Below are 18,748 nucleotides of genomic sequence, written 5' to 3'. Positions count from 1 at the left end.
CGATTACTGTGCGTGCTATCAAGAATCCGAGCATGCCGGCGCGCTAGCATCACCGCCCATCAGCGAAAGGGGCGGCTGCATGAGATGGATCGCATTGCGCGCAGGATGGGCGACCGTCTGGCCGCGTCTGTTGGTGCTGCTGCTGGTGCTGGGTGTGGTGTCGGTTCCCGATCGTTGGTGGCGCGCGCTGTCGCCGCCGCCCGCGCCCAAGGCCGTCGCGAACGCGGCCAAACCGGCGCCGCCGAAGTCCGGACCACTGCCGGCGCAACTGGTGATCGACGATGCACAGGCCGCCAACTTCCTGGCCCAGGCCACGTTCGGCCCGACCTGGGCCGACATCGACCGCGTCCAGCAACTGGGCTACGCGGGCTGGATCGATGAGCAGGCGACCTTGCCGCTGTCGTCGCAGCTGCGCTTCCTCAACGCCGCCAGCGCCGCGACCGGCGGCGACCTGCGCCGCGAATGGCGCATGGACGCCTGGTTCCTGCACGCGCTGGGCGGGCGCGATCCGTTCGATCCGCAACTGGTGCACCGCGACCAACTGCGCCAGCGCGTGGCGTTCGCGCTCAGCGAGATCCTGGTGGTGTCCGACGCCAATTCGGACCTGCTCGGCAACGCGCCGCATGGCGTCACCGATTACTACGACACCCTCGCGCGCGGCGCCTTCGGCAACTTCCGGCAACTGCTGGAGGACGTGACCCTGCATCCGGCGATGGGCATCTACCTGTCGATGATGCAGAACCAGAAGCCCGACCCGGCGCGCAACATCCGCCCCGACGAGAACTACGCACGCGAGGTGCTGCAACTGTTCAGCGTCGGCCTGTTGCGGCTGAATCCCGACGGCACGCCGTTGCTGGAAAACGGCCGCAGCGTGCCGACCTACAACCAGGACACGGTCAAGGGCTTCGCCCACGTGTTCACCGGCTGGACCTTCAACGGCTGCCGCGAGTTCGATTGCTACTACTACGATTCCGACGCGCCGGCCTGGATCAAGCCGATGCAGAACCACGCCGCCTACCACGCCTCGGCGCAGGCCAAGCAGTTGCTGGTATACCCGGGCGTGGCTCTGGCCGGCGGCGTGTTGCCGGCCGGTGGCGACGGCCCCTCCGATCTGCGTGCGGCGCTGGACAACATCTTTCAGCACCCCAACGTCGGGCCCTACATCGGCAGGCAGCTGATCCAGCGTCTGGTCACCAGCAATCCCAGCCCGGCCTACGTCGGTCGGGTCGCGGCGCGCTTCAACGACAACGGCCAGGGCGTGCGCGGCGATATGAAGGCGGTGGTCAAAGCCATCCTGCTGGATCCGGAAGCGCGCGATCCGAACCAACGCCCGGCCCACTTCGGCAAGGTGCGCGAGCCCCTGTTGCGCCTGACCCATGTGTGGCGCGCGACCAAGGCGCGTTCGCAGTCGGGCTTCATGGACGAGTTCTGGACCATCGGCTACGGCATGGGCCAGGCGCCGTTGTCCTCGCCGTCGGTGTTCAACTTCTTCAGCCCGAGCTATTCGCCGATCGGCGAGCCCGCGCAACTGGGGCTGGCGGTGCCGGAAATGCAGCTGGCCACCGACTATCAGATGCCCGGCACCGAGGGCTATTTCGGTGCCAAGATCTACGAGGTGTTCGTCGGCGCGCCGGACCTGAGCCCGCACGAGGTCGCGATCGACCTGACCGACGACATGCCCTACGCCACCCGTCCGGCCGACCTGATCCAGCGCTACAACACGCTGTTCCTGTCGGGGCAGATGTCCACGCGCATGCGCGGCGTGCTGCTGCACCGCTTGAACGGCATGCCGGCCGGCACCGACGAAGAGCGCCGCGTGCGGATCCAGGAAGCGCTGTACATCATCGTCAACTCGCCCGAATACGTGGTGCAGAAATGAACGCACGAGGAGACGAAGCATGAACCGTCGCGACTTTCTGAGCCGGGCCATCCTCGCGGGCCTGGGCGGCGCCGGACTGTACTCGGCGCGCGGCAATCTGCGCTTGCTGGAGTCGGCGACCCGCGCCTACGGCCCGAACGCATTCTCCGACTACAAGGCGCTGGTGTGCGTGTTCCTGTTCGGCGGCAACGACGGCTTGAACATGGTGGTGCCGCGCAGCAGCACCCATTACCAGCGCTACGCCACCGCGCGCGCGACCCTGGCGGTCCCGCAGGCGCAGCTGCTGGCGCTGACGCCGCAAGCCGGCGGCGGCGCCTCCGACGGCGCCGACTACGGCCTGCAGGCCTCCACCAACGGCAACGACGCGATCGGCATGAGCGGCCTGCAAGGCCTGTTCAACAACGGCCGCGCAGCGATCCTGGGCAACGTCGGCACCCTGGTGCGGCCGGTGACCAAGGCCCAGTACCAGGCCGGCGGCGCCGACGTGCCGCCGCAGTTGTTCTCGCACAACGACCAGCAGTCGTACTGGCAGATCTCGCGCGCCAACGACGGCAGCGGCCTGGGCTGGGGCGGTCGCATCGCCGACCTGCTGCACGACGCCAACCCCGGCGCTTTCATTCCGATGAACATCGCCCTCAATTTCGAAAGCATCCTGCACCGCGCGCAAAGCGGCAGCCAGTACGTGATCGGCAGCGACGGCCCGCGCAGGTTCAGTTATTTCGAATGGGACGGCGACACCCGCGAGGCCATGCTGGGGCTGATGCAGCAGGGTACGCAGGGCCACGTGTTCGAACGCAGCTACGCCGACGCGTTCCGGCGCGCGCGAGAGAACGCCGAGGCCGTGTCCACGGCGCTGGAGAGCTCGACGCCGCTGACCACGGCGTTCCCCGACAACGACCTGGCCAGCCAGCTCAAGATGGTCGCGCGGCTGATCAAGGTGCGCAGCGTGCTGGGGTTGAAGCGGCAGGTCTACTTCGTGTCGATGGGCGGCTTCGATCACCACGACCGCCTGCTGGCCGAGCAGCCGGAGTTGCTGTCGCAGCTCTCGCAGGCGATGACCGCGTTCTACCAGTCCACGGTCGAGCTGGGCGTGGCCAACAACGTCACCGCCTTCACCGCCTCGGACTTCGGCCGCACGCTGTCGTCCAACGGCGACGGCTCCGACCACGGCTGGGGCAGCCATCACTTCGCGGTCGGCGGCGCGGTACGCGGCGGGCGCTTCTACGGGCGCATGCCGACCCTGCAGAACGAGGGGCCCGACGATGCCGGCTGGGGCCAGATCATCCCGACCACCTCGGTGGATCAGTACGCGGCGACGCTGGCGCGCTGGTTCGGCGTGGGCGATTCGGAGCTGGACCTGATCTTCCCGAACCTGCGCAACTACCCGAGCCGCGATCTGGGCTTCATGGTCTAGCGCACAGGCGGCGCGACGACGCGCCGCCTCATAGCAGGCGGTGCATCACGTATACGTCGACCAGGCCCAGGCTGACGTGGCGGAAGGCGCCGGGAATCTGGCCGACGATCTGGAAGCCGTGCTTGAGCCACAGGTGCACGGCGGCCGCGTTGCTGCTGACGACGTAGTTGAACTGCATCGCCAGGTAGCCGGCCTGGCGCGCCTGCGTCAACGAGTGCTCGCACAGCGCCGAGCCCACGCCCTGGCCCCAGCAGCGCTCGGCCACCATGTAGCTGGCGTTGGCGACGTGGTCTCCACGGCCGGCGTAGTTGGGGCCGAGCTTGTAGCCGCCCAGGGTTTCGCCGTCGTCGCCCTGGGCGATGTAGCAGCGGTAGGGCGGGGCGGTCCACATTTCGCGCGCGCGTTCCAGCGACAGCTCGGCCGGATAGTTATAGCTCTCGCCGCGCGCCAGCACCTCGTGGAAGATCGGCCACAAGCGGTCGAACTCGTCTGGGCCGATCTCGCGGATGTTGAAGTCGCGGTCCATGCGGGGCTCCGTGGGCTCAGGCGGCGTCGCGGTCCTGTTCGGTCAGCACGCGTCCGCGCAACGAGTTGGACAGGGCATCGGTGATGATCACGTCGACGAACTGGCCGATCAGGCGCGCCGGCGCGGTGAAGTTCACCGAGCGCATGTTCTCGGTCTTGCCGGTGAGCTCGTTGGGGTCCTTGCGCGAGGGGCCTTCCACCAGCACGGTCTGGACGCTGCCGACCATGGCCTGCGAGATGCGCATCGCGTTGGCGTTGATGGTGGCCTGCAGGCGCGACAGGCGCGCGTGCTTCTCGGCGTCGCTGACGGCGTCTTCCAGGTCGGCCGCGGGCGTGCCGGGGCGGCGCGAGTAGATGAAGGAGAACGACTGGTCGAAGCCGACGTCCTCGATCAGCTTCATGGTCTTCTCGAAATCGGCCTCGGTTTCGCCGGGGAAGCCGACGATGAAGTCCGACGAAATAGAGATGTCGGGACGTACGGCGCGCAGTTTGCGGATCTTCTGCTTGAATTCCAGCGCGGTGTAGCCGCGCTTCATCGCCGCCAGCACGCGGTCGCTGCCGGCCTGGACCGGCAGGTGCAGGTAGTTGGCCAGCTGCGGCACGTCGCGATAGGCCTCCACCAGCGAGTCGCTGAACTCCAGCGGGTGCGAGGTGGTGAAGCGGATGCGGTCGATGCCGTCGATCTCGGCGATGGTGCGGATCAGCAGGCCCAGGTCGGCGATCTCGCCGTCCTCGCCGTAGGGGCCGCGATAGGCATTGACGTTCTGGCCGAGCAGGTTGACCTCGCGCACGCCCTGGGCGGCGAGCTGGGCGACCTCGACCAGCACGTCCTCGAACGGGCGGCTGACTTCCTCGCCGCGGGTGTAGGGCACCACGCAGAACGAGCAGTACTTGCTGCAGCCCTCCATGATCGAGACGAACGCGCTGGGGCCCTCGGCGCGCGGCTCGGGCATGCGGTCGAACTTCTCGATCTCGGGGAAGCTGATGTCGACCTGCGGCTTGCCGGTGGCGCGCTTGGCGGCGATCAGCTCGGGCAGGCGGTGCAGGGTCTGCGGGCCGAACACCAGGTCGACGTAGGGCGCGCGCTTGACGATGGCCTCGCCTTCCTGCGAGGCGACGCAGCCGCCGACGCCGATGATGACCGGGCGGTCGCCCTGTTTGTGCTGCTTCCAGCGCCCGAGCTGGCTGAACACCTTCTCCTGGGCCTTTTCGCGGATCGAGCAGGTGTTGATCAGGATGACGTCGGCTTCCGCCGCGTCGGTGGTGAGTTCCAGGCCTTCGCTGGCGGCGAGCACGTCGGCCATCTTGGCCGAGTCGTACTCGTTCATCTGGCAGCCGTGGGTCTCGATGAAGAGTTTGCCGCGGGGCGCGGGGGCCGCGTCGGCTTCGGGCGCGACGGGCAAAACGGTGTCGGTCATGGCGGTGTCCGGGGAGGGCGGCGGTTAATCCGCGCCGGAAAGGGGCGCCAGTTTAGCGCCTTGGGCCGGTCGGAGGCGGCCGTCACGTTTTCGAATCAAGGACTTGGCAACCCGTGCCCGAAGGGAGACACTCGCCGCCATGAGGGGGGGCTCGCTACTGCTGGGGATCGTCTGCCTGCTGGCCGTGGCGCCCGCCGTGGCCGGCACCGTGTACCGCTGCGACAGCGCGAGCGGCGAACGCAGCTACGTGAGCAAGCGCGTGCCCGGGGCCAAGTGCACCGTGGTCAGCCAGTACCGGCCCAGCCGCTCGGCGGCCTACGTGCCGGCGCGCGCGCCCAGCGGCGCCGGCAGCGCGACGCCGGCCAACCCGGTCGCGGGCTCGCCCGCCTCGATCCATTCCAACCCGCCGGCCACCTTCATGGGCGCGTCGGCCACGGTCGCGACCGGCGCCAGCGCGCCGCAGGCGGCGCCGGCCCCCGTCGCCGCGATGCCGACCGCGCCCTCGGCGCCCAGCTCGCGTCTGGTCCAGGGCCAGGTCTATTCCTATATCAAGGACGGCGTCCGCCACTACACCAGCAAGCGCCCCAAGGGCCTGGCCAACGCTTCGGCGGTGCGCACGATCAAATACAGCTTCATGGAGACCTGCTACGCCTGCGCGGCGCGGCCGGGGGTCAATTTCGGCTCGATCCGCCTGAACATGGAGGCCTACCGCGACGAAATCGCGGCCGCGGCCCGCCAGCACGGGGTCGAAGAAGCGATCGTGCGCGCGATCATCCATGCCGAGTCGGCTTATAACCCCAATGCGCTATCGCGGGTCGGGGCCCAGGGCCTGATGCAGCTGATGCCGGCCACCGCGCGCCGGTTCGGGGTCTCCAACGCCTTCGACGCCAGCCAGAACATCCAGGGCGGCGTGCAGTACCTGGCCTGGCTGCTCAAGCGTTTCAACGGCGATCTGACCCTGGCCGCGGCGGGTTACAACGCCGGCGAGGGCGCGGTCGACAAGTACAAGGGCGTGCCGCCCTACAGCGAAACCCAGCGCTACGTGCAGCGCGTGGCCTTGCTGGCGCAGCGTTACCGCGCCGGCCCCGTGGTGCGCTGATCCCCGTCCCGTGGACGTTTCCGCGACGGTCGCGGCGCGATCGGCGCCCCCGCGCGCTTGCGGCGCAGGGGGGCGACGGCCTCGGACCGGCGCCTGCGGCCGGGTTTCGCCGCAGCGGCGGATTGTCGGGCCGTTAACCGTTCCGTTACACTTCCCCGTCTTTTGAGCCGCGAGCCGTCGCCAGTGGCGGCGCGCTGTGCGGCGTAACTTCGAATTGCAGCTTTGCGGAGTGCCGGATGGCCAACCAAGGGGTCAACGATCCTATCAATACGGGCCGCCGTCGGTTCCTGACGGCGACCACGGCAGTGGTCGGCGCAGTCGGGGCCGGTTTTGCGGCGGTGCCCTTCATCAAGTCCTGGAACCCCAGCGCGCGCGCCAAGCTCGCCGGTGCTCCGGTGACGGCCGACATCAGCGCCCTGGAGGAAGGCCAGCGCCTGGTCTTCGAATGGCGCGGTCAGCCGATCTGGATCGTCAAGCGCTCCAAGGCGATCCTGGAAGCGCTGCCGACCCTGGACAGCCATCTGCGCGATCCGCTGTCGACCAACCTCGACCAGCAGCCGTCCTACATCAAGGGCGAGTTCCGCTCGATCAAGAAGGACATCTCGGTCCTGGTCGGCCTGTGCACCCACCTGGGCTGCTCGCCGGAAATGAAGGCCGAGATTCGTCCCGAACCGTTCGATCCGGAGTGGAAGGGCGGTTACTTCTGCCCCTGCCACAAGTCGCGCTTCGACATGTCCGGCCGCGTGTTCCAGGGCGTTCCGGCGCCGATCAACCTGCTGGTGCCGCCGCACCACTACGAGAACGACACCACGATCATCATCGGCGTGGATCCGAAGGGAGCGGCGTAAGTCATGTCCAACATCATTACCCGCACCGCCACCGGCGTCTGGGATTGGGTCAACGCGCGCGCGCCCGGCATGATGCCGGTCTACCGCAAGCACATGACCGAGTACTACGCGCCGAAGAATTTCAACGTCTGGTACTACTTCGGTTCGCTGGCGCTGTTGGTGCTGGTCAACCAGATCCTGACCGGCATCTTCCTGACGATGCACTTCAAGCCGTCCGCGGCCGAGGCGTTCTCGTCGGTCGAATACATCATGCGCGACGTGGAGTGGGGCTGGCTGATCCGCTACATGCACAGCACCGGCGCCTCGCTGTTCTTCATCGTCGTCTACCTGCACATGTTCCGCGGCCTGCTGTACGGCTCGTACCAGAAGCCGCGCGAGCTGGTGTGGATCCTGGGCATGCTGATCTACCTGGTGCTGATGGCCGAAGCCTTCATGGGCTACGTGCTGCCGTGGGGCCAGATGTCGTTCTGGGGCGCCAAGGTGATCATCTCGCTGTTCGGCGCGATCCCGGTGATCGGCAACGGCCTGACCGAGTGGATCATGGGCGACTACCTGCCCGGCGACGCCACCCTCAACCGCTTCTTCGCTCTGCACGTGATCGCGCTGCCGCTGGTGCTGCTGCTGCTGGTCGTGCTGCACCTGGGCGCGCTGCACGAGGTCGGTTCCAACAACCCCGACGGCGTCGACATCAAGAAGGGTCCGAAGGGCAACCGTTGGGATGCGAACAAGCCCAAGGACGGCATCCCGTTCCACCCGTACTACACGGTCAAGGACCTGGTGGGCGTCGGCTTCTTCCTGATCCTGGCCGCGTTCATCATCTTCTTCGCGCCGGCGTTCGGTGGCTGGTTCCTGGAGCACGACAACTTCACCGAGGCCAACCGCCTGGTGACGCCGGAGCACATCAAGCCGGTGTGGTACTACACGCCGTACTACGCGATGTTGCGCGTGATCCCGCACAAGCTGTCGGGCGTGCTGGTGATGTTCGGCGCGATCGCGATCCTGTTCCTGGTGCCGTGGCTGGACCGCGCCAAGGTCAAGTCCTACCGCTACCGCGGCCTGCTGTCCAAGGTGCTGCTGGGCGTGTTCGCGCTGAGCTTCGTGTGGCTGGGCAAGATCGGCGCCGGCCCGGGTACCGACCCGGTCGAGACCATCGTTGGTCGCGTGCTGACGTTCCTGTACTTCGCCTTCTTCATCACCATGCCGCTGTGGACCAAGTTCGACAAGACCAAGCCGGTCCCGGAACGGGTGACGATGCATGACTAAGACCAGCCAGCCTCTGATGAAGAACCGCATCGTGAAGAAGCTCGCCACCTTCGCCGCCGGCATGCTCGTGTCGGTCACCGCCTTCGCTTCCGGCGGCGGCAACCTGATGCAGGCCGGTACCGACCTGGGCGACCGCGCGTCGCTGCAGCGCGGCGCCCAGCTGTACATGAACTACTGCTCGGGCTGCCATTCGCTCAAGTACCTGCGTTACTCGCGCATCGCCGAGGACCTGGGCCTGACCGAAGACGAGGTGATGACCAACCTCAACTTCACCGGCGCCAAGTTCGGCGAGCAGATCCAGGTCAGCCTGACCCCGGAGCACGCCAACCAGTGGTTCGGCAAGATGCCGCCGGACCTGAGCGTGATCGCGCGCGTGCGCGGCAGCGATTGGATCTACACCTACCTCAAGTCCTTCTACCTGGACGAGGCGCGTCCGCTGGGCTGGAACAACGCCCTGTTCCCGAACGCCTCGATGCCCAACCCGCTGTGGCAGATGCAGGGCACCCAGACCCCGAAGTTCACCGACAAGGAGCCGGCGCACGGCTTGTTCGGCGAAAAGAAGGACGATAAGGGCAAGCCCATCATGGAGTGCCCGCACGGCACCAGCGAAATCGACGGCAAGTGCTTCACCAAGTTCGAGGCCGGCAGCCCCGGCACGCTCAAGCCGGAGCAGTTCAACCAGTCGGTGCGCGATATCACCGCATTCCTCGAGTACGCCGGCGAACCGGCCGCCCTCAAGCGCGAAAGTCTGGGCGTTTGGGTGATCCTGTTCCTGGCGGTGTTCACCTTCCTCGCCTACCTGCTCAAGAGCGAGTACTGGCGAGACGTCGAGCACTAAGCGATTTCCCCGAACGGCCCGCGCAGCAATGCGCGGGCCTTCTTCGTCAGGCCGGCCGGGATGCCCAAGCCTTTCGCTGAAGGCGGGAAACCGCATACGCTCGGGGACCGTGACGACCGCCCACACGGGGTGGGGGGCGTCTTGCGACCGGCGGATTCCGGTTGCTGGAGAGGTCGATGATGGCGGCGAGTCCACGTATGCGTAATGCCCTGACCCTGTTTTCCTCCACCGACTGCGTGCTGTGTCATCGCGTGCGCCTGGTGTTGGCCGCCAAGGGCGTCACCTACGACCTGATTCCGGTGGACCCGCAGAATCCCCCCGAAGATCTGGTCGATCTCAACCCGTACCACTCGGTGCCGACCCTGGTCGAGCGCGATCTGGTCCTGTATGCGGCCAGCGTGGTCAGCGAATACCTGGACGAGCGTTACCCGCATCCGCCGCTGATGCCGGTCGATCCGCTGTCGCGCGCGCGTCTGCGCCTGGCGACCCTGCGCCTGGAGCACGACTGGGTGCCGCAGGTGCAGGCGATCCAACTCGGCAACAAGGCCCAGGCCGAGGCCGCGCGCAAGCGTCTGAAGGAGCTGCTGACCGCGTCGGTGCCGCTGTTCAAGGCCAGCAAATTCTTCCTGAATCCGGAAATGAGCCTGGCCGACTGCGCCATGGCGCCGATCATCTGGCGCCTGGATTCGCTGGGCGTGCCGCTGCCCAAGGACGGCAAGGCGATCGAGGATTACGGCAACCGGATTTTCCGCAATCCGGGCTTCACCCGCAGCCTGACCGACCAGGAACGCAAGCTGCGCGACATGCCCGCCTAAACGCGGTGCGGCAGGCCCTCCGTCGCCTTGCGCGATCCGGCAGTCGCCGGATCGCGGACGACAGGCACGTCGGGACCGCCGGCCAGGCGCTAAACTGGCGGGCATGAGTGATGAGAACGCCCCCAGCATGACCAGCCACCGCCCGTATTTGCTGCGGGCGCTGTACGAGTGGATCGCCGACAACGGCATGACCCCGCACCTGTTGGTCGACGCCACCCGCCCGATGGTCCAGGTCCCCACCCATGCGGTGAAGGACGGCAAGATCGTGCTCAACGTGGCCGAGCGCGCGGTCTCGCGCCTGGAAATGGGCAACGACACCATCCGCTTCAGCGCCCGCTTCGGCGGCGTCAGCCACCCGGTCTCGGTGCCGGTGGGCGCGGTGCTGGCGATCTACGCGCGCGAAACCGGGCAGGGCATGGCCCTGCCGGACGAGGCCACCACCAACGAAGGCGGCCACGACGACCCGGCCGAGGATTTCGACGAGCCGATGTCGCCGACCCATGCGCCGCTGGCGGCCGTGCCCAGCGAACCGTTGCCCGACGGCGACGACGACGGCCCGCACACCCCCACGCCGCGCCGCGGCGGACACCTGCGGGTGGTGAAGTAAGTCCTCGCGCGATTCTCGCTCTTGGGTAGGAGCGGCGTAGGCCGTGATCGCGCCCCCTGGATCGGCATCGCCAGCCCAGTCACCTGCGCCGCCCCTGCTTTCTGTGGGAGCAGCGTAAGCCGCGATCGCGAAACCTCAGTTGCGTCGCCGCTCGCGGTGGCGCAATCGCGGCTTACGCCACTCCCACAGAAATCATCCGGGGCGCGGCCGCGAACGGGCCCGCCCTCAATGCAACTGCGTAGGCGCCCGCGACACCGGCCCGCTGAAGGCGATCAGGCGCTCGCCGCGCAGGACCATGCGGCCGATGTGGCGGTCCTCGCCGTCCAGCGAATAGTCGAAGCGGAAGGTGCGCTCCAGGCCCAGCCAGCCGCTCTCGTGCCGGCACAGGCGCATCCCGATCGCATGCACGCTCTGGTCCAGCCACTGCACGCCGGCGGCCTTGCAGGCGTCGCGGCCCAGCGCCTCGGCGCGTTCGGCGGCGGCGCGCCCGGCGCTCCAGAACGAGAACGCGGCGGCGCCCAGGATCATTAACAGAATCAAAGTAGGCATGCTTTTAATGTGGCCTCGGTATGCGCAACTCGCAAGGGTTATGCCCTACGCTGTCGCGCATCAGGGGAAAACGCAAATTCTATGAAACTGGTCTTTCCGGACGGCGAGCATCCGCAGGTACTGCTGGGCCACGGCGTCAACCGGGTCGGCTCCGACCCGGAGTCCACCATCGTGCTCGATCGCCCCGGGGTCATGCCCCAGCACTGCCAGCTGCACGTGAGCGCGCAGGGCGTGATGCTGGACGTGCCGCCCGGTGCGCAGGTGCGCGTCAACGGCCGCCAGGTCGCGGCCGGCCTGATCGCGTTGCGGCCCGGCGACGATGTCAGCTTCGACGAAGTGCGCGCGCGCCTGGCCGCGATCGGGCCCTCGGCCGTGCGCCATCAGGGCGGCGTGGCGGTCGTGTTGCCACCTTCGGCCAACGACGATCCCGGCGTGACCGCGGTGCGGCCGGTGCTGCCGCGCTATGTGCTGCGCGGGGTTTCGGGCGACCTGTTCGGCCGAAGCTTCCCCTTGCTGGCCGCGACCGTGGTCGGGCGCTCCGCCGATTGCGGTTTGCAGTTGGACCAGCCCGGCTTGTCGCGCCAGCACGCGCGCCTGATTCCGACCCACGACGGCCTGCAGATCGAAGACCTGGGCTCGACCAATGGCACCAGCATCAACGGCCGCCGCGTGCTGCGTGCGATCGCCCAGACCGGCGACGAGATCGGCTTCGACCAGCTGCGTTTCCGCCTGACCGGTTCGCTACAGGAGGCACCGGCCGGCGAAGGCGCCGCCGCGTCGGCACCGACCACCACGCCGCTCAAGCTGAGCCGGCCGACCTGGCATTGGGCCGCGCTCGCGGGCGTGACGCTGCTGGCGCTGGTGGGGTTCGTGTTGTTGCGTTGAGCGTGTGACGGCTCGCGACGATGCGGTTCGCTGCGCTCACCGCATCCTACGGACTGCGTTGAGTGCGGACGGCTCGCGACGATGCGGTTCGCTGCGCTCACCGCATCCTACGGGCTGCTTCGTGTAGGAGCGGCGTGAGCCGCGACCGCGTCACCGCAGTTGCTGCGACGGCGCAGGCCACGGTGGAGGACGGTCGCGGCTCACGCCGCTCCTGCCCCAGAGCGGTTTGGTAGCGCTCAGGCCTCGCCCGGCGGCGGACCCAGCTTCAGCGACAGGTCGATCGCGCGTACGTGCTTGGTCAGGCCGCCGATCGAGATGCAGTCCACGCCGTCCTCGGCGATCGCGCGCAAGCCGGCCAGGTCGACGCCGCCGGAAACTTCCAACGGAATCTTGCCCAGGTAGGGCGCGCCGGACGCGATCCGCACCGCCTCGCGGCGGGTGGCGGCGTCGAAGTCGTCGATCAGGATGCGGTCGCAGCCTTGCGCCAGCGCCTCGTGCAACTGCGCGATCGACTCGACCTCGACGATCAGCGGCAGATCCGGATGCATCGCCCGCGCGGCCTGGATAGCGGCGGTCAGCGAGCCGGCGGCGCGCACGTGGTTTTCCTTCAGCATCACCGTGTCGTACAGGCCGATGCGGTGATTCACGCCGCCGCCCACGCGCACCGCGTACTTCTGCGCCAGGCGCAGGCCGGGCAGGGTCTTGCGGGTGTCGAGGATCTTGGCGCGGGTGCCGCGCACGGCCTCGACATAGGCCGCGGTGACCGTGGCCGTGCCCGACAGGGTCTGCATGAAATTCAGCGAGGCGCGCTCGGCGCTGACCAGCGCGCGCGCGCGGCCCTGCAGAGTGGCCAGCACGGTGCCGGCGGCGACGTGGTCGCCCTCGGCCACGCGCCAGGCGATGCGCACGTCCGGGTCCAGCGCCCGATGGCAGGCGTCGAACCAGGGCCGGCCGCAGACCACCGCCGCTTCCTTGCACAGCAGATAGGCGCTGTCGGCCACGTCGGGCAGCAGGGCGGCGGTGACGTCGCCGCTGCCGAGGTCCTCGGCCAGGGCCTGGGCGACGTCGGACTCGACCTGCTCGGCCGGTGGCGGCGCGACGGGCGCGCTCATGCCGAGGGGAAGCCGTCGAGCTGGGCGGTGGCGATGGCTTCCTCGGTCAGCAGCACCGGGATGCCGTCGTCGATGCGGTAGACGGTCTTGCGGTCGCGCGTGATCAGGCCCTCGCGCAGCGCCTGGGTTTGCGCGCTGCCGTCGCCGCGGACCACGCCGCCGGCCGCGATCGCGGCGTTCAGCGCCTGCAGGCCGCGGTTGTCCAGGGGCAGCAGGGGCTGGCGGGTGAGGGGGCAGACGAGCAGGTCCAACAGTTTGCGATCCATACGGTGCGGTGCCGATACGACGGGACAGGGCGTTAGAATACGTCTTTGCGCCAAGGCCCGACCAATGTCCGCACCCGATTCGTCCGCTTCCGCAGCGCCGCCGCTGGTCGGCATCGTCATGGGCTCGCGCTCAGACTGGGAGACCATGCAGCACGCCGCCGCCAAGCTGGAGGCCCTGGGCGTGCCGCATGAAGTGCGTGTGGTCTCGGCCCATCGCACCCCGGACGTGCTGTTCGAGTACGCCGACACCGCGGCCGCGCGCGGCCTGCGCGCGATCATCGCCGGCGCCGGCGGCGCCGCCCACCTGCCGGGCATGCTGGCGTCCAAGACCGCGGTGCCGGTGCTGGGCGTGCCGGTGCAGTCCAAGGCGCTCAACGGCATGGATTCGCTGCTGTCGATCGTGCAGATGCCGGCCGGCATTCCGGTGGCGACCTTCGCGATCGGCAATGCCGGCGCCGCCAACGCGGCCCTGTTCGCGGCCGCCCTGCTGGCGCCGGAACACGCCGCGATCGGTCAGGCGCTGAATGCGTTCCGCGCCAAGCAGACCGACGACGTGCTCGCCAACGACGATCCGCGTAAATGACGACGGTCGGCATCCTCGGCGGCGGGCAGCTCGCCCGCATGCTCGCACTGTCCGGCGCGCCGCTGGGCCTGCGCTTCCTGGTCATGGACGCGGCCGGCGACGCCTGCGCCAGCCAGTTCGCGCCGATGGTGGTGGGCGACTACACCGACCAGGCCGCGCTGGCCGAGTTCGCGTCCAAGATCGACGTGGCCACCTTCGATTTCGAGAACGTGCCGGCCGAGTCGGGGCAGTGGCTGGCCGAGCGCGTGCCGGTGTTCCCGAGCCCGCGCGCGCTGGCCGTGGCTCAGGACCGTCTGGCCGAGAAGACCCTGTTCCGCGAGCTCGGCATTCCGGTGCCCGAGTTCGCCGACGTCGCCACGCGCGCGGCGCTGGACGCGGCGATCGCCGCGATCGGCACGCCCTGCATCCTCAAGACCCGCCGCCTGGGCTACGACGGCAAGGGCCAGTTCCGCATCAAGACGCCGGCCGACGCCGACGCGGCCTGGGCCGCGCTGGGCGCGCAGGCGGCCACGGTCGGATTGATCCTGGAAGGCTTCGTGCGCTTCGAGCGCGAGCTGTCGGTGGTCGCCGTGCGCGGCCGCGACGGCGAATTCCGCGCCTGGCCGCTCACCGAGAACTGGCACGTAGACGGCGTGCTCTCGGCCAGCCTCGCGCCCGCGCAGGCCGACGAGACGCTCGCGGCCACCGCGCACGGCTATGCGCGCAAGCTCGCCGAGGCCCTGGACTACGTCGGCGTGTTCGCGCTGGAACTGTTCTGCCGCGACGGCCAGTTGCTGGCCAACGAACTCGCGCCGCGCGTGCACAACTCCGGCCATTGGACCATCGAAGGCAGCGAGACCTCGCAGTTCCAGAACCACCTGCGCGCCGTGCTCGGCCTGCCGCTGGGCGATACGCGCATGCTCGGCCAGGCCTGCATGCTCAACTGGATCGGCGAGATGCCCGATGCGACCGCGGTGCTCAACGAGGCGGGCGGGCATTGGCACGATTACGGCAAGTCGCCGCGCGACGGGCGCAAGGTCGGACACGCGACGCTGCGCGCCGATGATGCGCGCGAGCTCGCGGCGGCGTTGGAGCGCGTCGGTCGCGCCTTGGGGCGCGATGAACAAGTCGCGCCGGTGATTACGCGCTTAGGTTGATTGCGAACGGCGGCGATTGCCCGTCGTGGCAATCGCAGCGTGTCTGCTTGCGCGACGATGCGGTTCGCCTTCGGCTCATCGCATCCTACGAATTGCGCTGATGTACGCGGGCGCTCAGCCACTGGAGAGGCATGGATGCGCAGAGTTTTGTTGATCGTCATACTGTTGGCCGGTTGCGCCGAGGCGACCGGTGCGAAGACCGTGCTGGAACGCGCGAAGGACGACAACGTCACCGAGGTGGCGACCGGCGATCCCGCCATGGAAGCCGCATTCGCCAAGGCACGCGCCTCGCTGGACGGCTTCCTGAAACTCGAAAAGGATCCGCCGCCGCACCTGTCGGCGTTCTCGGTGAAGGTCGGCATCGAGCAGGACGGCTACACCGAATTTTTCTGGCTGTCCGATCTGGAAGAGACCGCCAGCGGTTACTCCGCGATCATCGACAACCAGCCCGAGCGCGTGGATAGGGTGCGCATGGGGCAGCGTTACGCGTTCGCACGCGACGAGATCGTCGACTGGACCTACCGCGACGACCAACGCCAGGCCTCGCTGGGCAACTTCACCGGCTGCGCCTTGCTCAGTCACGAACCGCCGGAACAGGCCGAGGCGTTCAAGCGCGAGTTCGGCCTTAGCTGCGACTGAGCGAACCGGCGCCGACATCGCCGATGCGCAACGAAAACGGCCGGGTTTCCCCGGCCGTTTCGCTTACCGAATGGGTCCGTCGCTTACTTCAGGTTCGAAGCCACGAAGTCCCAATTGACCAGGTTCCAGAACGACTCGACGTACTTCGGGCGAGCGTTGCGGTAGTCGATGTAGTAGGCGTGCTCCCACACGTCGCAGGTCAGCAGCGGGGTGTCTTCGCCGGTCAGCGGGGTGGCGGCGTTGGAGGTGCTGACCAGGGCCAGCGAACCGTCCGGGCGCTGTACCAGCCAGCCCCAGCCCGAACCGAAGGTGCCGACGGTGACCTTGGTGAACTCGTCCTTGAACTTGGCGAAGTCGCCGAAGGACTTGGCGATCAGCTCGGCCAGCTTGCCGGTCGGCTCGCCGCCGCCCTTGGGCGACAGGCAGTTCCAGTAGAAGGTGTGGTTCCAGATCTGCGCCGCGTTGTTGAACACGCCGCCCTGCGACTTGCGGATGATGTCCTCGAGCGACATGTCGGCGAACTCGGTGCCGGGGATCATGTTGTTGAGGTTGGTCACGTAGGCCTGGTGATGCTTGCCGTAGTGGAAGTCGATGGTCTCGCCGGAGATGTGCGGCTCGAGCGCGGTGCGGTCGTAGGGCAGGGCGGGCAGTTCGATGGCCATTGGCGGGCTCCTTGCTGGATTCTGGGGGCTGGCTAGGGGGTGGCGACGGGCCGCTTACCGGTGCCGGGTCGCGTGTCCGCTGCCGTGAAGGCTTACAATCGCTCATTCTATCCCCACGCCCTGTTGCCTGAACGTATACGGCGCAACAGAGCATTGCAGGAGTTGTCCACATGTCAGTTATGGAGCGGATCCAGGCCGAAGTCGAAGGCCATCCGATCGTTCTTTTCATGAAGGGAACCGCGCAGTTCCCGATGTGCGGCTTCTCCAGCCGCGCGGTGCAGGCCCTCAAGGCCGCCGGCGCGACCGTGCTGCACACGGTCAACGTGCTGGAGGATCCGGAGATCCGCGCCAACCTGCCGCGTTACTCGAACTGGCCGACCTTCCCGCAGTTGTTCATCCACGGCGAGCTGATCGGCGGCTGCGACATCACCCTGGAGCTGTTCGAGTCCGGCGAGCTGGCGCGCATGATCAGCGAGACCCAGCGCCAGTGAGCGCAGTCGCAGCACCCGTCGCCGACCAGGCCCTGGCCGATCGCGTCGTGCTGGTCAGCGGCGCGCAGGGCGGCCTCGGCGCCGCCGCGGCCCACGCCTGCGCGCGCGCCGGCGCCACCGTCGTCCTGCTGGGCCGCAAGCCGGCCAAGTTGAACCGGGTTTACGACGCGGCCGCCAAGCTGGGGCCGGAGCCGGTGCTGTATCCGCTGGACCTGGAAGGCGCCGCGCCCGACGACTACGCCGAGTTGGCGCAGCGCATCGGCGACGAGTTCGGGCGCCTGGACGGCGTGCTGCATTGCGCGGCCGACTTCCCCGGCCTGACCCCGCTGCTGCAGACCGATCCGGCCGCGTTCGCGCGCGCCATCCACGTCAACCTCACCGCCCGCTGGTGGCTGTCGCAGGCCTGCCTGCCGCTGCTGGCGCAGGCGCCGGACTCGGCCCTGGTGTTCGCCCTGGACGATCCGGCCCGCGTCGGCCGCGCCTACTGGGGCGGCTACGGCCTGGCCCAGCATTCGCTGACGGCACTGATCGGCATGCTCCACGCCGAGCTCGGCAACTCGCCGGTGCGCGTGGCCGGCCTGCAGCCGGGGCCGATGCGCACCGCGCTGCGCGGCAAGGCCTATGTCGAGGAGAACGACCGCGAGGCGCGCGATCCCGGCGACTACGCGGCCGCCTGCGTGACCCTGCTGGCGCCCGCCGGCGCGGTCCATCGCGGCCAGGTCTGGCATCCGTTGCCGGAGCGCGCGACGCCGTGACCATCGCCTCGGCCGCGCTGCTGCTGTTCCTGATCCTGGACCCGCTGGGCAATATCCCGGTGTTCCTGAGTCTGCTGCGCGGGCTGCCGCCCAAGCGCCAGCGCATCGTGCTGGCGCGCGAGCTGTTGATCGCCCTGGGCGTGCTGATGCTGTTCCTGTGGGGCGGCAAGTACGCCCTGGAGCTGATGCACCTGCGCCAGGAGTCGGTCTCGATCGCCGGCGGCATCGTCCTGTTCCTGATCGGCATCCGCATGATCTTCCCGCCGCCGGAAGGCCTGATGGGTGAGCTTCCCGAGGGCGAACCCTTCATCGTGCCGATGGCGATCCCGCTGGTGGCCGGCCCCTCGGGCATGGCCGCGGTGATGCTGATGGGCAGCAACGAGCCCACCCGCCTGGGCGACTGGAGCCTGGCCCTGATGATCGCCTGGGGCGCCACCGCGGCGATCCTGTTCTCGGCGACCTTGCTGTACAAGCTGCTGGGCCGGCGCGCCCTGATCGCGATCGAACGCCTGATGGGCATGCTGCTGGTGGCGATCTCGGTGCAGATGTTCCTGGACGGTCTGGGCACGTATCTGCAGATCTCGCCGCCCTGAGGCGTTTCGGGGCGGGGTAGGGTCGTCCACAGTTCCGGTGCCTGGAGTGCCAATCTGAGGGTGGCGATGGCTCCCTGGGGCTCGCGGGCTAGCGCCCTGGTCGTGACTTCCAAGTGGCGCAACGGCAGGCGTGTGGCGTATCCGCCGTCGATCCGCGGGTACCGAACTTTGCCCGATTAGCCCGTTCAGCTTGGACCGCCGTCACCGTGTGACAAGCCTTGACGCTGGTCACGTCTCTGTCACACAGCGCCCTTAGCCTGTTAAACTGCTGTTAACCCGGCGGGGCTGCACGCGCTGCACCCGGGTAGGGGCGGAACACCACCAGTCTTCGGCGTATGGCGCATAGCGCCCGCCGACTCACGCCACGAATT

20 protein-coding genes and 1 pseudogene are annotated in these 18,748 nt (G+C 68.3%); 15 read left to right on the top strand and 6 right to left on the bottom strand.

Annotated features, from left to right (window positions below):
- Nucleotides 1-79: 79 nt before the first annotated feature.
- Together ASE43_RS05990 and ASE43_RS05985 are read left to right on the top strand one after the other, a co-directional pair.
- Complete coding sequence (locus ASE43_RS05990) at nucleotides 80-1,879, top strand: DUF1800 domain-containing protein (protein WP_162258757.1); 1,800 nt, start codon at nucleotides 80-82, stop codon at nucleotides 1,877-1,879.
- 19 nt (nucleotides 1,880-1,898) lie between these two features.
- The gene (locus ASE43_RS05985) at nucleotides 1,899-3,293 is read left to right on the top strand and encodes a DUF1501 domain-containing protein (RefSeq protein ID WP_057159737.1); all 1,395 of its coding nucleotides are present in this window, start codon (nucleotides 1,899-1,901) and stop codon (nucleotides 3,291-3,293) included.
- A gap of 28 nt (nucleotides 3,294-3,321) precedes the next feature.
- Here the strand turns inward: ASE43_RS05985 and ASE43_RS05980 are convergent, their stop codons facing one another.
- Both ASE43_RS05980 and miaB read right to left on the bottom strand, forming a co-directional pair.
- A complete protein-coding gene (locus ASE43_RS05980; protein ID WP_056181503.1) occupies nucleotides 3,322-3,819 on the bottom strand; it encodes a GNAT family N-acetyltransferase in 498 nt (165 codons plus the stop codon).
- Nucleotides 3,820-3,835: 16 nt separating this feature from the next.
- Nucleotides 3,836-5,182 (bottom strand): annotated as a pseudogene (miaB, locus tag ASE43_RS05975) (tRNA (N6-isopentenyl adenosine(37)-C2)-methylthiotransferase MiaB); the annotation flags it as partial.
- A gap of 193 nt (nucleotides 5,183-5,375) precedes the next feature.
- Between miaB and ASE43_RS05970 the strand changes: the two are divergent.
- The 6 genes from ASE43_RS05970 (at nucleotide 5,376) to ASE43_RS05945 (ending at nucleotide 10,706) form a co-directional block, all read left to right on the top strand.
- A complete protein-coding gene (locus ASE43_RS05970; protein WP_057159735.1) occupies nucleotides 5,376-6,335 on the top strand; it encodes a lytic transglycosylase domain-containing protein in 960 nt (319 codons plus the stop codon).
- Nucleotides 6,336-6,571: 236 nt separating this feature from the next.
- Nucleotides 6,572-7,183: a ubiquinol-cytochrome c reductase iron-sulfur subunit gene (gene petA, locus ASE43_RS05965; RefSeq protein WP_056181512.1), complete on the top strand. Its 612-nt coding sequence runs from the start codon at nucleotides 6,572-6,574 to the stop codon at nucleotides 7,181-7,183.
- A gap of 3 nt (nucleotides 7,184-7,186) precedes the next feature.
- On the top strand, nucleotides 7,187-8,446 hold the full coding sequence (locus tag ASE43_RS05960; RefSeq protein ID WP_056181515.1) for a cytochrome bc complex cytochrome b subunit: 1,260 nt from the start codon (nucleotides 7,187-7,189) through the stop codon (nucleotides 8,444-8,446).
- Complete coding sequence (locus ASE43_RS05955) at nucleotides 8,439-9,284, top strand: cytochrome c1 (protein ID WP_200956219.1); 846 nt, start codon at nucleotides 8,439-8,441, stop codon at nucleotides 9,282-9,284. The genes ASE43_RS05960 and ASE43_RS05955 overlap by 8 nt, the downstream gene beginning before the upstream one ends.
- Nucleotides 9,285-9,463: 179 nt before the next feature.
- Nucleotides 9,464-10,099, top strand: coding sequence for a glutathione S-transferase N-terminal domain-containing protein (locus ASE43_RS05950; protein ID WP_056181943.1), 636 nt, complete (start codon nucleotides 9,464-9,466; stop codon nucleotides 10,097-10,099).
- A gap of 103 nt (nucleotides 10,100-10,202) precedes the next feature.
- Complete coding sequence (locus ASE43_RS05945) at nucleotides 10,203-10,706, top strand: ClpXP protease specificity-enhancing factor (RefSeq protein ID WP_056181521.1); 504 nt, start codon at nucleotides 10,203-10,205, stop codon at nucleotides 10,704-10,706.
- A gap of 225 nt (nucleotides 10,707-10,931) precedes the next feature.
- Here ASE43_RS05945 and ASE43_RS05940 read toward each other — a convergent pair whose 3' ends face one another.
- Entirely contained in the window at nucleotides 10,932-11,255 is a 324-nt protein-coding gene (locus ASE43_RS05940) for a DUF3301 domain-containing protein (protein WP_056181522.1), read from the bottom strand.
- Between the two features lie 81 nt (nucleotides 11,256-11,336).
- On the opposite strand from ASE43_RS05940, the gene ASE43_RS05935 reads away from it, so the two are divergent.
- Nucleotides 11,337-12,140, top strand: coding sequence for an FHA domain-containing protein (locus ASE43_RS05935; protein WP_056181526.1), 804 nt, complete (start codon nucleotides 11,337-11,339; stop codon nucleotides 12,138-12,140).
- A 236-nt stretch (nucleotides 12,141-12,376) separates the two neighbouring features.
- Here ASE43_RS05935 and nadC read toward each other — a convergent pair whose 3' ends face one another.
- Together nadC and ASE43_RS05925 are read right to left on the bottom strand one after the other, a co-directional pair.
- The gene (gene nadC, locus ASE43_RS05930) at nucleotides 12,377-13,252 is read right to left on the bottom strand and encodes a carboxylating nicotinate-nucleotide diphosphorylase (RefSeq protein WP_057159733.1); all 876 of its coding nucleotides are present in this window, start codon (nucleotides 13,250-13,252) and stop codon (nucleotides 12,377-12,379) included.
- Complete coding sequence (locus ASE43_RS05925) at nucleotides 13,249-13,518, bottom strand: Trm112 family protein (RefSeq protein ID WP_056181532.1); 270 nt, start codon at nucleotides 13,516-13,518, stop codon at nucleotides 13,249-13,251. Before ASE43_RS05925 ends, nadC begins: the two co-directional genes overlap by 4 nt.
- A 64-nt stretch (nucleotides 13,519-13,582) precedes the next feature.
- On the opposite strand from ASE43_RS05925, the gene purE reads away from it, so the two are divergent.
- From purE to ASE43_RS05910, 3 genes are all read left to right on the top strand, one after another.
- Complete coding sequence (purE, locus tag ASE43_RS05920; RefSeq protein ID WP_056181535.1) at nucleotides 13,583-14,101, top strand: 5-(carboxyamino)imidazole ribonucleotide mutase; 519 nt, start codon at nucleotides 13,583-13,585, stop codon at nucleotides 14,099-14,101.
- On the top strand, nucleotides 14,098-15,237 hold the full coding sequence (locus ASE43_RS05915) for a 5-(carboxyamino)imidazole ribonucleotide synthase (protein ID WP_057159732.1): 1,140 nt from the start codon (nucleotides 14,098-14,100) through the stop codon (nucleotides 15,235-15,237). The genes purE and ASE43_RS05915 overlap by 4 nt, the downstream gene beginning before the upstream one ends.
- A 135-nt stretch (nucleotides 15,238-15,372) precedes the next feature.
- Complete coding sequence (locus ASE43_RS05910) at nucleotides 15,373-15,876, top strand: DUF2314 domain-containing protein (protein ID WP_162258756.1); 504 nt, start codon at nucleotides 15,373-15,375, stop codon at nucleotides 15,874-15,876.
- Nucleotides 15,877-15,959: 83 nt separating this feature from the next.
- Here the strand turns inward: ASE43_RS05910 and sodB are convergent, their stop codons facing one another.
- On the bottom strand, nucleotides 15,960-16,538 hold the full coding sequence (sodB, locus tag ASE43_RS05905; protein WP_056181544.1) for a superoxide dismutase [Fe]: 579 nt from the start codon (nucleotides 16,536-16,538) through the stop codon (nucleotides 15,960-15,962).
- A gap of 170 nt (nucleotides 16,539-16,708) precedes the next feature.
- Between sodB and grxD the strand changes: the two genes are divergently transcribed.
- From grxD to ASE43_RS05890, 3 genes are read left to right on the top strand one after another with little or no spacing between them, the layout of a single operon-like run.
- Nucleotides 16,709-17,029, top strand: coding sequence for a Grx4 family monothiol glutaredoxin (gene grxD / locus ASE43_RS05900; protein ID WP_056181547.1), 321 nt, complete (start codon nucleotides 16,709-16,711; stop codon nucleotides 17,027-17,029).
- On the top strand, nucleotides 17,026-17,784 hold the full coding sequence (locus ASE43_RS05895; RefSeq protein WP_057159730.1) for an SDR family oxidoreductase: 759 nt from the start codon (nucleotides 17,026-17,028) through the stop codon (nucleotides 17,782-17,784). Before grxD ends, ASE43_RS05895 begins: the two co-directional genes overlap by 4 nt.
- Nucleotides 17,781-18,377, top strand: a complete 597-nt coding sequence (locus tag ASE43_RS05890) for a YhgN family NAAT transporter (RefSeq protein WP_055902790.1) — start codon at nucleotides 17,781-17,783, stop codon at nucleotides 18,375-18,377. The genes ASE43_RS05895 and ASE43_RS05890 overlap by 4 nt, the downstream gene beginning before the upstream one ends.
- Nucleotides 18,378-18,748: the final 371 nt, after the last annotated feature.

Origin of the sequence: Lysobacter sp. Root983 (genome assembly GCF_001429345.1) — a bacterium.
In the GTDB taxonomy this organism is placed as follows: domain Bacteria; phylum Pseudomonadota; class Gammaproteobacteria; order Xanthomonadales; family Xanthomonadaceae; genus Lysobacter.
This window is presented reverse-complemented; position numbering and strand designations above follow the sequence as displayed.

Excerpts from the sequence above, each read along its gene's own strand:
- ASE43_RS05935 (WP_056181526.1), top strand. The coding sequence starts at position 11,337 with ATGAAACTGGTCTTTCCGGACGGCGAGCATCCGCAGGTACTGCTGGGC.
- ASE43_RS05990 (WP_162258757.1), top strand. The coding sequence starts at position 80 with ATGAGATGGATCGCATTGCGCGCAGGATGGGCGACCGTCTGGCCGCGT.
- ASE43_RS05970 (WP_057159735.1), top strand. The coding sequence starts at position 5,376 with ATGAGGGGGGGCTCGCTACTGCTGGGGATCGTCTGCCTGCTGGCCGTG.
- grxD (WP_056181547.1), top strand. The coding sequence starts at position 16,709 with ATGTCAGTTATGGAGCGGATCCAGGCCGAAGTCGAAGGCCATCCGATC.
- ASE43_RS05925 (WP_056181532.1), bottom strand. The coding sequence starts at position 13,518 with ATGGATCGCAAACTGTTGGACCTGCTCGTCTGCCCCCTCACCCGCCAG.
- ASE43_RS05955 (WP_200956219.1), top strand. The coding sequence starts at position 8,439 with ATGACTAAGACCAGCCAGCCTCTGATGAAGAACCGCATCGTGAAGAAG.
- ASE43_RS05960 (WP_056181515.1), top strand. The coding sequence starts at position 7,187 with ATGTCCAACATCATTACCCGCACCGCCACCGGCGTCTGGGATTGGGTC.
- ASE43_RS05985 (WP_057159737.1), top strand. The coding sequence starts at position 1,899 with ATGAACCGTCGCGACTTTCTGAGCCGGGCCATCCTCGCGGGCCTGGGC.
- ASE43_RS05980 (WP_056181503.1), bottom strand. The coding sequence starts at position 3,819 with ATGGACCGCGACTTCAACATCCGCGAGATCGGCCCAGACGAGTTCGAC.
- ASE43_RS05950 (WP_056181943.1), top strand. The coding sequence starts at position 9,464 with ATGGCGGCGAGTCCACGTATGCGTAATGCCCTGACCCTGTTTTCCTCC.
- petA (WP_056181512.1), top strand. The coding sequence starts at position 6,572 with ATGGCCAACCAAGGGGTCAACGATCCTATCAATACGGGCCGCCGTCGG.
- nadC (WP_057159733.1), bottom strand. The coding sequence starts at position 13,252 with ATGAGCGCGCCCGTCGCGCCGCCACCGGCCGAGCAGGTCGAGTCCGAC.
- ASE43_RS05915 (WP_057159732.1), top strand. The coding sequence starts at position 14,098 with ATGACGACGGTCGGCATCCTCGGCGGCGGGCAGCTCGCCCGCATGCTC.
- ASE43_RS05945 (WP_056181521.1), top strand. The coding sequence starts at position 10,203 with ATGAGTGATGAGAACGCCCCCAGCATGACCAGCCACCGCCCGTATTTG.
- ASE43_RS05940 (WP_056181522.1), bottom strand. The coding sequence starts at position 11,255 with ATGCCTACTTTGATTCTGTTAATGATCCTGGGCGCCGCCGCGTTCTCG.
- sodB (WP_056181544.1), bottom strand. The coding sequence starts at position 16,538 with ATGGCCATCGAACTGCCCGCCCTGCCCTACGACCGCACCGCGCTCGAG.
- purE (WP_056181535.1), top strand. The coding sequence starts at position 13,583 with ATGTCCGCACCCGATTCGTCCGCTTCCGCAGCGCCGCCGCTGGTCGGC.
- ASE43_RS05910 (WP_162258756.1), top strand. The coding sequence starts at position 15,373 with ATGCGCAGAGTTTTGTTGATCGTCATACTGTTGGCCGGTTGCGCCGAG.